Here is a 12,230-nt window from a genome sequence, read left to right as displayed (position 1 = left end):
CAAGCACACATCGGATAGGAGGAGAGTTTTTTGAAAGCCACTCAAAACCAAGAGATGATCGCCATCGTCGGGATCGGGTGCCGTTTCCCCGGAGGTGCTAACTCCCCGGAGGCCTATTGGAACCTGTTGAAAAACGGCGTAGACGCGATCACCGAAGTGCCGTCCGACCGCTGGGGCAAGCACTTTTTCAATCCGAACCGTTCCGCAGAAGGCAAGACGTATACGAAGTGGGGCGGATTCGTGGACGGCATCGACCAGTTTGATGCCGGGTTCTTCGGCATCTCGCCGCGCGAAGCCGCGCTGCTCGACCCGCAGCAACGCCTCTTGATGGAGACGACCTATGAAGCGCTCGAAGACGCCGGGATGATCGTGGAACAGCTGGCAGGATCGCGCACCGGCGTGTTCATGGGCGGCTTTACGCTGGACTGGCAAGCGCTGCAATTTGCCGACAGCAACCAAGGCATCATCGAATCGCACACCGCGACGGGCGCGATGATGACGTTGCTGGCGAACCGCCTGTCCTACGTGTTCGACTTCCGCGGCCCGTCCGTCGCGGTCGACACCGCTTGCTCGTCGTCGATGGTCGCCGTGCATCTCGCGGTGCAAAGCTTGCTGAACGGCGAAACGGATCTCGCCGTCGTCGGCGGCGTCAACGTGATGGTGAAGCCGAACATCACGATCGCCGAATCGAAAGCGGGCATGCTCTCGCCGACGGGACGCTCCAAAACGTTTGACGACAGCGCCAACGGCTACGTGCGCGGAGAAGGCGCAGGCGTCGTCGTGCTGAAGCCCTTTGAACAAGCGCTCGCCGACGGCGACGACATCTACGCGCTGATTCGCGGCACCGCCTGCAACCAAGACGGCCACAGCGAAGGCTTGACCGTCCCGAGCGGCGACGCGCAACAAGAGCTCGTGCGGGAAGCTCTGGCGCGCGCCGGCGTGCAACCGCACGAAATTCAATACCTCGAAGCGCACGGCACCGGCACGCCGGTCGGCGACCCGATTGAAGCCAACGCGCTCGGCAACGTGTTGAAGGAAGGCCGCCCGGCAGACCGTCCCTGCTACATCGCGTCGGTGAAAACCAACTTCGGCCACACCGAAGCGGCGGCGGGCGTCGCCGGTCTGATCAAAGCCGCACTCGCTCTGAAACACGGCGAGATCCCGGCGCACCTGCACTTGAAAAACGTCAACCCGAAAATCGACTTCGACGCGATGAACTTGGTCGTGCCGCTTACGCACACTCCGTGGCCGGACACGCACGGACTCCCGCGCCTGGCGGGCGTCAACTCGTTCGGCTTCGGCGGCACCAACGCGCACGCCGTGCTCCAAGACGCGGACTCGGCGATCGCCGCCCGCAAAGCGGCAGACGCAGCGGCGGAAACGGCAGATGAAACGGCGGAAATCGAAAAGCCGGTTCTCATCCCGCTCTCCGCCCGCACCGAAAAAGCGGTCACCGCGTTCGCCGCCGACCTCCAAACCGCCTTGGAAAAAAAGGACATGTCCCTCACCGACCTCGGCTACACGCTGACTCATCACCGCGCGGAGCACAACTCCCGTCTGGCGGTCGTCGCTTCGTCGAAGCAAGAGTTGATCGACAAACTCGCGATCGTGCAAGCAGGGGAGGCGGCGCCGGGCTTGACGCTCGGCACCGTTCCGCGCGGAGGCGCGCCGAAGCTCGCGTTCGTCTACACCGGCATGGGCCCGCAATGGTGGGCGATGGGTCACCAACTTCTGAAGCAAGAGCCGGTCTTCCGTGCCGTCGCCGAGGAGATCGACGCCAAATTCAAAGCGCTCTCCGGCTGGTCGCTGCTCGAAGAAATGCTGAAGTCCGAGGAAGACTCCCGCATGATCGAAACGGAAGTCGCGCAACCGGCGAACTTCTTGATCCAAGTCGGTCTGACCTCGCTCTGGCGCTCCTGGGGCATCCAGCCTGACGCGATCATCGGGCACAGCGCGGGCGAAGTCGCTTCTGCGTACGAAGCGGGCTCGATGACGCTCGACGAAGCGGTGCGCCTCATCTACCACCGCTCCCGCCTCCAGCAAAAAACCACAGGCCTTGGCCGCCTCGTCGCGATCGGCCTGCCGATGGAGCAGGCGAAGCAAGCGATGGCGGGTTATGAAGACCGCGTCTCGTTTGCCGCGATCAACTCCCCGAGCTCCGTCACGCTCGTCGGCGACCCGGAAGCGCTGGAGAAGATCGTCGAGCCGCTCCAAGAACAGCAAGTGTTCTGCCGCTTCCTGAACGGGAAAGTGCCGTACCACAGCCACTACTTGGAACCGCTCAAGGACGAATTCTATGAATCGATGGGCAACGTCCAACTGCAAGAGACGGCGTTCCCGCTCTATTCGACCGTCACCGGCGGCTTCATCACCGGGCCGGAGCTGAACGCGGACTACTGGTGGCGCAACAACCGCGAGCCGGTCTACTTCGCCGACGCGATGAGCCGCATGATCGAAGACGGCTACCGCGTGTTCGTCGAAGTCGGGCCGCACCCGGTCTTGGCGTCCTCGATTCGGGAATGCCTGACTTTGGCGGACAAGCAGGGCGTCGTCCTGACCTCGCTGCGCCGCAACGAGCCGGAACTGCCGCAGCTGCTCGAAGCGCTCGGCGGCCTGTACACCCAAGGCATCAACCCGGCGTGGGACGCGTTCTATCCGCAAGGCAAGCGCGTGAAATTCCCGACCTACCCGTGGCAGAAAGAGCGTTGCTGGCATGAGTCGGCGCGCTCGAAAGCGGACCGTCTGGGCGAAGACCTCTCGCCGATGTTCACCCGCACGTTGACCGCTCCGCACCCGATGTGGGAGACGGACGCCGACGTGCACAACTTGCCGTGGCTGATCGACCACCAAATTCAAGGCACCGTCGTCTATCCGGGCGCGGCGTACGCGGAGATGATGGTCCAAGCGGTTTGGGGACACTTTGGCAAGAACTATCACGGGGTCGTCGGTTCGAACATCGAGTTCCAAAAAGCGCTGTTCCTAGGCGAAGAAGAAACCGTAAAACTGCGCACGCACTACAACGAGCAAGACGGTTCCGTCGGCATCTTCTCCTCGCCGAAAGGAGACGGGGAGTGGGTGTTGCACGCCAAAGGCAACGTGCGCCCCGCCAAGCATCTCGTCGAACCGACCGAACCGTTGGACAGCCTTCAGGCGCGTTTCCACCGCGAAGTGCCGAAGGAACAATGCTACCGTCACTTCCGCACGCTGGGTCTGGAATACGGCACGACGTTCCAAGGCATTCAACAGCTCTGGCAAGGCGATGACGAAGCGTTTGCCAAGGTGGCCGTGCACGAATCCCTGCTCCCGGACCTCGACAAATTCACGTTGCAACCGGCGATGCTCGACCTCTGCTTCCAAGTGCTCGCAGCCGCGCTGCCGTTCAACGACGGAGAGAGCTCCGTCTACATGCCGACCGCGATGAACAACACCTACGCCCGCAACGGCGCGATGACTCCCGATATGTGGATTCACGCCCGCATCACCGAGCAGACCGACACGATCCTCAAAGGCGACATCTGCCTCGTCAATGATCGTGGGGAACTGGTGATCCTCATCCGCGATTGCATCGCCCGCTCGCTCAAGGACGATTCGCACGGCAGCGGCGGCGGCAACATCGGATTCAACGAATTGGCATGGAAAGCGCAAGAGCGCGAGGTCGCGGAAGAGAGCGCAGCGGAGGCACCGGGTCTCTGGGTGGTCTTCCAAGACGCTCAAGGCGTCGGCCGTGAACTGGCAGCTTCCCTTTTGAAACGCGGTGAAAAAGTTCTGCAAGTCGAGCGCGGAGACAGCTGGAGCCAAGAAAACGGCGCAGCCCGCTTGAACCCGACCTCTGCGGACGATTACCGCGAGCTGATGCAATGGATCGCCGCGCAAGGGGTGGCGTGCAAAGGCGTGGTGCACCTCTGGAGCGTGGACGCCGCAACCGGCGGCGAACTGACGAACGACGACCTCGCCCAAGCGGAACGGCTCGGTTCCGCGTCGGTACTCCTGCTCGTCAAATCGCTGGCTCAAGCCGCATTGAAAGACGATGTGCGCCTGTGGCTCGTCACGCGCGGTTCGCAGCCGGTCTTCGGCACGCAAGACCGTCTCAACGTGGCGCAAGCGCCCCTGTGGGGTCTCGCCCGCGTTCTCGGGCACCAAGAGCACATGGAACTGTGGGGCGGCATCATCGATCTCGACGGAAAAACGATCGACGCGGCGGCGGACGCGGCGGAGATCGAAGCGGAACTCTACCTGGTCTCCAAGGGAATCAGAGAGGACCAAGTGGCATTCCGCAACGGGCTGCGCTACATCGTCCGCGTCGTCTTCACACAGGACGTGACCTTGCCGATGGCGCCGAAGTTCCGCGCCGATGCCAGCTATTTGATCACCGGCGCATTCGGCGGTCTCGGCTTGCAGATCGCCCGCTACGCCATCGAAAACGGTGCTCGCCGTTTGATTCTGTTCGGTCGTGAAGACCTCCCGCCGCGCAACACGTGGTCGCAGATTGAGCGCGACAGCCGTGTCGGCGAACGCATCGCCGCCGTGAAGGAACTGGAAGCGCTCGGCGCCGGCATTCACGTCCTCGGCTGCGACGTGTCGAACCGCGAAGACCTGTTTGCCCGCCTCGCGCAGTTTGAAGCGGAAGGCTGGCCGGCGATTCGCGGCGTGATCCACTCCGCGGGCGTTTCCGTCCCGCAAACGATCCTCAACATGGGGCTGGACGATCTCAGCAACGTCCTGCGCCCGAAAGTGTTCGGTTCGTGGAACTTGCACCAATACTTCCGCCATCACGACCTCGACTTCTTCGTCCTGTTCTCGTCGCTGGCGGCCGTCGTCGTCTCGCCGGGGCAAGCGAACTACTCGGCGGGCAACGCCTTCCTCGACGCGCTGGCGTATGACCGCCAAGCGCAAGGCTTGCCGGGGCTCAGCATCAACTGGGGGCCGTGGGGGGAAGTCGGGATGGCGACCAAGCTCGACTTGATCGAGTTCTTCGAGCGCCGCGGCATGTACCAATTCTCGCCGGAAAAAGGTCTGGAAGCGTTCGGCCACCTGCTGCAAAACGAAAACCCGAACGTGACCGTCTCGATTGCCAAGTGGGACGTCGTCGCCCAGAACAACTACCCGGGCGGTTTCGCTCCGGCGATGATCGTCGACATCGCCGCCGAATGCCGCGAAGGAAACGAAAGCCAAGAGGTCGGTAACGACGTGAACTTCCTGGAACAGTGGAAGGGCGCGTCGGACGACGCACAGCGTCTCGCGATGCTCGAAGAGCACCTCCAAGACGTGGTCGCGCACGTCATGCGCTTGAACCGCTCCACGTTGACGGCCGACCAACCGCTGAACTCGCTGGGTCTCGACTCGATGCTCGCCATCGAACTGCGCGTCTCGCTGGAAAAAGCCCTGCAAGTCAAACTCGCGGTTGTCGAACTGCTCAAAGGCCCGACGATTTCCGAACTGGCGGCATCGCTGCAAGACCAGATGATCGGCGCGGCGGAACTGGGCGAAGACGAAGAACTGGCAGAACTGCTGGCAGAGCTTGGCGAGCTGGACGAAGACGACGTGCTGGAACTGTTGCAAAATTCGGCGGTGAGCGAACATGAATGACAAGTTAAAAGCCAAGCTGGCAACACTGTCGCCCAAACAGCGCGAGTTGCTGGAGAAACAACTGAAACGCAACAAAGCGGCGAACGAGGGATCTTCCACGATCCCTCGCGTGCCGCGCAACCAAGACGCGTATGAACTGTCTCCCACGCAAGCCCGCATGTGGTGGTCCGACCAATTGGAGCCCGGCAACGCCGCGTTCATCATCCCGGTCGGGCTGCGCTTTCGGGGGAAGTTGCAAGTACACCTGCTGGAACAAAGCCTAAACACCGTCATCGCGCGCCATGAAGCGCTGCGCACGACGTTTCATCTCAACGAGGAGGGGCAACCGGTGCAACGGTTGGCCCCTGCTCTCCATCTGCCCGTCCCGCTCGTCGATTTGTCCGATTTGCCGCAAGGGGAACGGCAAGCCGAAGAGCAACGCCTCGCCGTTGAAGTCTGCTCGCAGCCGTTCCAACTCGATCAATTGCCGCTGATTCGCACGAAACTTCTGCGGCTCTCGGCAGACGAACACCTCTGGGCCGTCGCCGTGCATCACAGCGTGTTTGACGGTTGGTCCACGGGTGTGTTCGTTCAGGAAGTGGCGACGATCTACGAAACGCTCAAGCAGGGCGGCGCGGTGAATCTGCCGCCCGTGCAAGCGGACGTCATCGACTACGACGCTTGGCAACGCGCCTACCTGACGCCGGAGCGCGTCGACAAGCAAGTCTCCTATTGGCAAGAAAAACTGAAGCGTCCGCTCCCGGTCTTGGAACTGCCGATCGACACCGTTCGTCCGGCGATCCGCACGTTCTCCGGGCGGCACTTCAACCTGTTTTTCTCCGACGGCCTGCCGGAGCGCATCCAAGAGATGAGCCGCCGCGAAGAAGTCACGCTGTTTGTGACGATGATGGCGGCGTACCAAACGCTGCTCTACCGCTACACCGCACTCGAAGACATCCTCGTCGGCTTCCCGATCTCCGGGCGCAACGCGCCGGAGACGCACGGCTCCATCGGCGCGTTCATCAACTCGCTGACCCTGCGCAGTCAATTGTCGGCCGACATGAGCTTTCGCGACCTGCTCAAACAAGTGCGCGAGCGCACGATGGAAGCGTTCGAACACCAAGATGTGCCGTTTGAGCGCGTGATCGACGCCGTGCAACCGGAGCGCGTGCCGGGACATCCCCCGATCTTTCAAACCATGTTCAACTTGAACAAAACCGTTGTGCCGATCCGGCTCTCCGACTTGGAGATGGAGTACGAGCTGATCGACCACCAAGCGGTGAAGTTCGATGTCTCGCTGTCTGTCCGCACTTCCGACACCGTGATCTGGTGCACGTTCGAGTACAACTCCGATCTCTTCGAAGAAGAGACGATCCGCCTGTTTGCCGAACAGTACGGCAACATCTTGCGCGCCGTCGCGGAGAACCCGGACCTCGCGCTCGCCGAGATCGACACGATTTCCGCTGCCGAAATCGACATCGTCGCCGCTCTCGGACTGTTCGACGCTCTGGAATAAAAATGCACCAAAAAAAGCCCCCGCCGTTTGGCGGGGGCTCTTCTCATTACGCTTGTGCGGATTTCAGGTTCGCTTTGCCGGTGTTTTGGCGTTCTTGTTTCACTTGTTTGCGATGCAGAATCTCGAACATGACCGGAACGATGAACAGGGTCAGGAAGGTCGAAGAGATCAGACCGCCCATGACGACGACCGCCAAGCCTTGCGAGATGACCATCGAGGAACCGAAGCCGATCGTCAGCGGCAGGATCGCGAACATCGTCGCGATGGCCGTCATCAAGATCGGGCGCAGACGCACGCCGCCTGCGGAGACCAGCGACTCGCGAATCGAGCGGCCCTTGGCCATCTCTTGCTTCGCGCGGTCGAGCAGGACGATTGCGTTGGTGACGACGATCCCGATCAGCATCAGGAAGCCGATCATGCTCGGCAACGAGATCGGTTGGCCGGAAATCTTGATGCCAAGCAACGAACCGATCAGCGCAAACGGGATGGAGAAGAGGATCGCAAACGGTGCTTTCCCTTCGCCGAAGGTGACGACCATAACGATGTAGACCGCGCCGATGGCGATCAAGAACGCCATCATCATGTCTTTGACCATGCTTGCGATTTGCGCGTTTGCGCCGCCCAGGGAGTAGGAAGCGCCGTCTTCGAGTTGCACGCCTTTCAGCGCGTCTTTGATCGCGGAAGAGGTGCTGGACTTGTCTTCGCCGATGATGCCCGCCGAGACGGAAGCGTACTCGTTGCCGTTGAGCAGTTGCAGCGCGCCCGGTTGGTCGACTTCGTTGACATCGGCGATGTCCTTGACTTGGAACACTTTGCCGGTCGCATCCATCAGTTCGAGGTTGGCGATCGCATCGACGGAAGAGATGCCGTTGCCCGGCTTCAGTTGCATGTACAGGTTTTCTTGCGTCGTGCCGTCCGAGATCACGCCGATTTGGGAATCGGACAGGTACGGGCGGATCATCTGTTGCGCTTGGCCGGAGGTCAAGCCGTGTGCGAGCGCGTCGTCATGGCGGACTTTGACTTCGATGCCCTTGATGCCTTCCTGCAGGTTGTTTTTGACGTTTTCCGTGCCCGGAACGTTTTTGACGATGTCGGTGAGTTTCTCAGCCGCTTTCTTGATCGCCTCTTGGGTCGGGCCGTTGACGACGATCTGCACGTCTGCGCCGTTGGCGGCGTTCGGGATTTGGAACAGTTCAAGCGTGGTGAATTCGCGGTTCGGTTTCAGTTCTTGTTTCTTCTCGTCGATAAACTTCACGATGTCGGTGCCGTTCTTGAGCAGCACCATCCAGTTGGCGACGTTGGTGACGGACGCTTCCTTGCCGCTGCCTTTCGGAGCGCCGACGGTCAACTGCGACGTTTCCACGCGCGGGTCTTGGCGAAGTTTTTCGTCGATGCCTTTCGAGTACGATTGAATCTCTTGCAGTTCTGTGCCGCGCGGCAGGGTAAGCGTCAAGCCGACGACTTTGTTTTGCTCGGACGGCAAGAACGTAAAGCCGGTCGTCATCGCCAGCGGAGCCGAGCCGAGGAGCAGCACGAGCGCTGCGAGGAGCACGGTTTTTTTGTGGTTTAACGACCAGAGCAGAGCTTTTTTGTAGCGTTTCGCCCAGCCGCCTTCATGGTCTTCATGCGAAGCGGAGCCGAATTTCTTCATCATCAGGTACGACAGCATCGGAACGACGGTGACGGAGACGAGGAGCGATGCGAGCAAGCAGAACACGACGGTCAGCGCGAACGGACCGAACACGATCCCGATCATGCCGGAGAGCGCGCCAAGCGGTGCAAAGACCGCGACGGTCGTCAGCGTGGACGACGTGATCGCTTTGACGACTTCCTTGATCGAGTCGACGATCAATTCGTAACTCATCTTCTCGGATTGCAGTCGTCGCATGATGTTTTCAATGACGACGATCGAGTCGTCGACGACGCGGCCGGTCGCGACGATCATCCCGGCAAGCGACATCAAGTTGAGCGCGATGTGGAACTGCTGCAAGAGCGTCAACGTGATCAAGATGGACAGCGGAATCGAAACGATGGAGATGATCGTGGCGCGGAAGTTGCGCAGGAACAAGAGGATCAGGAGTGACGCGAACACGGCGCCGAGGCCGCCTTCGCGCACCATCGAGAACACCGATTCGGAAATCTGTTCCGAAGAGTCCCAGATCATCTTCATTTCCACTTTGTCGTAGTTCTTCATCTCTTCATTGAGAGCTTTGACCACTTCGACGGTGTTGGCGTCCGCGTTTTTCATCAGCGAGATCGCGATGCCGGACTTTTCGCCGACGGTGGTGATCGTTTCTGCGGAATTGACGTTGGAGACGGTCGCTACGTCGCGGAGCTTGAGGTCCGGGCGCAGCGTGAGGTTGGAGACTTGATCGATTGTGGTCAGCGCGCCGCTGAGCGTGACGGTCTCGTCCATTTTGTTGAGGGTGACTTGACCGAGCGGAGCGTTGACGTTCTGAGCTTGAATCATCTGTTGCACTTGTTGATAGGTGACTTTCTGCGCTTTCAATTTCTCAGGATCGACGGCGATGACGATCTTGGATTGCTTCAGACCTTGTGCGTCGACAGAAGCGACGCCGCCCACCGACTTCATCGCCGGGAGGACGTGATCGACAACTTCCTTCTCGAAGTCGTCTTGCGAGACGCCGTCCTTCGGGACGAGCGACGCAAACAGGATCGGCACGGTGTTGGAACCGCCCTTGATGATGTTCGGAGCCATCGCCGTCGCCGGCAATTGGACAGAAGCAACCGCTTCTTCGACTTTGGTTTTCTTCAGCTCGCGGTCGACGCCGAGGTCGAACTCCAAACGGATGAAGGATACCGAGTCTGAGGTGCTGGAGGTGAGCTTTTGCACACCTTCTACATTATTGAGGGCCCGTTCAAGCGGCTTGGTCACGGAATTGAGAGCTTCTTGCGCTGAAGCACCCGGCCAGACCACGTTGACGTAGATGGCGGCCGGCGATACGTCCGGCATCATCTCTTGGTTGAGCTTCGTCGTGGAGTAGACACCGCCGACGATGATGAGCAACACCAAGATGAACACGGCGATCGGGTTGCGCAACGAAAAACGTGTTAAATGGGTCACAGTCCAATTCACTCCTTTTCTTCTCGAACATTCATATGGAGTAGTATGATTTACATGATGCGTTATCCAATTTCTACTTTAGCTGGTGCGTTTCCTTCTGTCATGTAAAAATTTATTCTTTTTTGTCGAATGGAATCGAGATCACCTCGCCGTGAATTTTTTTCGTACAGTACCTTTCATTGCAAGGTAGCTGGTGTTATAATAAACCACAAGGAGATAAACTGACAAGTAAAATTTTACTCACTAACAGGAAAGCGGGTGAGAAACATGGAAAATATACAATTCAAAAAGGGAGTGCTTGAATTGTGTGTCCTCGTGCTGGTCGGCCGGGAAGACCTCTACGGGTACGAACTGGTGAACAGCATTTCAAAACACATCGAAATTTCAGAAGGCACGATCTACCCGCTCTTGCGGCGGCTCACGAAGGAAGGCTATTTCTCCACTTATTTGATGGAGTCGCAAGAGGGTCCGCCCCGTAAGTACTACCGCTTGACCGACAGCGGCATGCGCTATCGGGACGAGTTGGTCCGCGAATGGGACGACTTCGTGGGACGGGTCAATTCCATCATTCGAGGAGGCGAAGAGGCATGACCAAGGAAACCTTTCTGAAAAAACTCGAAGCAGAGCTCCAAGGTCTCGATGCGGACGAGCGCGCAGACATCTTGGCGGAATACCGGGAGCACTTCGAGTTGGCGCTGGAGGCCGGCCGAGACGAATCCGGTGTGGCGCTGGCGCTTGGCAACCCGAAGACGCTCGCCAAGGAGATCCGCGCCTCGGTGCTGGTCGAACAGGCGCAACAGGAACTTTCTATGAAGAAACTGTTCCAAGCGATCTTCACCGCCGCGTCTCTCGGCCTGTTCAATCTGCTGATTGTGGCGGGGCCGTTTGTCGGGTTGCTGGGCCTCTGGGCCGGCATGATCGTCGTCGCCCTCGCGTTCCTGGTTTCGCCGCTGATCGAACTCTATATGAATGGATTTCCGACCACCGGAGCCGATTGGCTGCAATTGCTGCTCTCGCTGGTTCTGGCGATCGTCGGATATTTCCTCGGCCGCGGCATGATCTGGGTGACGAAATGGATGTACAGATGGTTGGTCAGATATCTGGCTTACAATATAAAGCTCGTAAAGGGGAAGAGTCACAATGAAGCGTAAACACACGATGTGGGTGACGGGGTTGGCAACGCTGTTGTTGGCGGCAAGCGTAACGGGTTGCGACGCCAACGTGTTCAAAGGCAAGATGGTTCCGATTTCGCAAGAGAAATCATTTGACGGCAAAAACATCCAAAGCGTCTCGATCGAAGGGCACTCCGTCGACTTGCATCTGATCCCGACGGACGGGGACCAAATCCTGCTCTCGCTCAAAGGAACGCTCAGCGAGAACGCCAAGGACTCCGACAATGAACAGCTCCTCGACGCTTCCGTCAACGGTTCGCAGCTGGTGATCGTCACCAAAGTTCCGGCCTCGTTCATGGACTACAAGGGCGGCGATTTGAAACTCGACGTGCAAGTGCCGAAGAAAGCGTACGACTCGCTCAAAGTGGAGGAACATTCCGGCGACGTGGAACTCGACGCGTTCCAAGCGAAGTCGTTTACATTGGACAGCTCGTCCGGCGACTCGCACGTGCACGGCTTCCAAGGCGATTCGTTCAAATTGACCACGCACTCCGGCAACATGACGCTTGACGCGATGAGCGGCAAGGGCGTGGTCGTTTCGCACTCGGGGGATGTGAAGCTGACGATGAGCGATCTCAAGCAAGACCTTTCTCTCGAATCGCACTCCGGCGACACCGCGCTCTATCTGCCGGAAACCGCCGCGTTCCGACTTGACGCCGTCACGAAATCGGGCAATAAGAAAATCGGCTTCCCGTTCACCGCGCAAAACGCCACAGACGACGGCGAGCACATGACCGCCACCGCCAACAACGCCGGCGACAACGCTCCGCTCGTCAAAATCGACTCGTCTTCCGGCAACTTCGAGATCGGCAAAGCGGCGCACTAACGCAAAACGACAACACACGAGGAGATGCATCCCGCAAAAGGGATGCATCTCCTTTTTTAGTGAAAT

The 12,230-nt window shown here is 59.4% G+C and carries 6 protein-coding genes; 5 read left to right on the top strand and 1 reads right to left on the bottom strand.

The window, feature by feature from the left end; translation table 11 throughout:
- Window positions 1-30 precede the first annotated feature (30 nt).
- Window positions 31-5,586, top strand: coding sequence for a type I polyketide synthase (locus EL26_RS13570; protein WP_238546115.1), 5,556 nt, complete (start codon window positions 31-33; stop codon window positions 5,584-5,586).
- The gene (locus tag EL26_RS13565) at window positions 5,579-7,081 is read left to right on the top strand and encodes a condensation domain-containing protein (RefSeq protein ID WP_052036351.1); all 1,503 of its coding nucleotides are present in this window, start codon (window positions 5,579-5,581) and stop codon (window positions 7,079-7,081) included. The genes EL26_RS13570 and EL26_RS13565 overlap by 8 nt, the downstream gene beginning before the upstream one ends.
- Before the next feature lie 46 nt (window positions 7,082-7,127).
- Here the strand turns inward: EL26_RS13565 and EL26_RS13560 are convergent, their stop codons facing one another.
- Window positions 7,128-10,166: an efflux RND transporter permease subunit gene (locus tag EL26_RS13560; protein WP_052036350.1), complete on the bottom strand. Its 3,039-nt coding sequence runs from the start codon at window positions 10,164-10,166 to the stop codon at window positions 7,128-7,130.
- Window positions 10,167-10,433: 267 nt separating this feature from the next.
- Here EL26_RS13560 and EL26_RS13555 point away from each other — a divergent pair, with 267 nt between their 5' ends.
- From EL26_RS13555 to EL26_RS13545, 3 genes are read left to right on the top strand one after another with little or no spacing between them, the layout of a single operon-like run.
- On the top strand, window positions 10,434-10,757 hold the full coding sequence (locus EL26_RS13555; RefSeq protein WP_038089730.1) for a PadR family transcriptional regulator: 324 nt from the start codon (window positions 10,434-10,436) through the stop codon (window positions 10,755-10,757).
- Entirely contained in the window at window positions 10,754-11,317 is a 564-nt protein-coding gene (locus tag EL26_RS13550) for an HAAS signaling domain-containing protein (RefSeq protein WP_038089728.1), read from the top strand. Before EL26_RS13555 ends, EL26_RS13550 begins: the two co-directional genes overlap by 4 nt.
- The gene (locus tag EL26_RS13545; RefSeq protein WP_038089725.1) at window positions 11,307-12,164 is read left to right on the top strand and encodes a DUF4097 family beta strand repeat-containing protein; all 858 of its coding nucleotides are present in this window, start codon (window positions 11,307-11,309) and stop codon (window positions 12,162-12,164) included. The genes EL26_RS13550 and EL26_RS13545 overlap by 11 nt, the downstream gene beginning before the upstream one ends.
- The last annotated feature ends 66 nt before the right edge of the window (window positions 12,165-12,230 follow it).

It is taken from the genome of Tumebacillus flagellatus (assembly GCF_000714935.1).
In the GTDB taxonomy this organism is placed as follows: domain Bacteria; phylum Bacillota; class Bacilli; order Tumebacillales; family Tumebacillaceae; genus Tumebacillus; species Tumebacillus flagellatus.
This window is presented reverse-complemented; position numbering and strand designations above follow the sequence as displayed.

Coding starts and splice junctions, on each gene's coding strand:
- EL26_RS13565 (WP_052036351.1), top strand. CDS start 5,579: ATGAATGACAAGTTAAAAGCCAAGCTGGCAACACTGTCGCCCAAACAG.
- EL26_RS13555 (WP_038089730.1), top strand. CDS start 10,434: ATGGAAAATATACAATTCAAAAAGGGAGTGCTTGAATTGTGTGTCCTC.
- EL26_RS13550 (WP_038089728.1), top strand. CDS start 10,754: ATGACCAAGGAAACCTTTCTGAAAAAACTCGAAGCAGAGCTCCAAGGT.
- EL26_RS13545 (WP_038089725.1), top strand. CDS start 11,307: ATGAAGCGTAAACACACGATGTGGGTGACGGGGTTGGCAACGCTGTTG.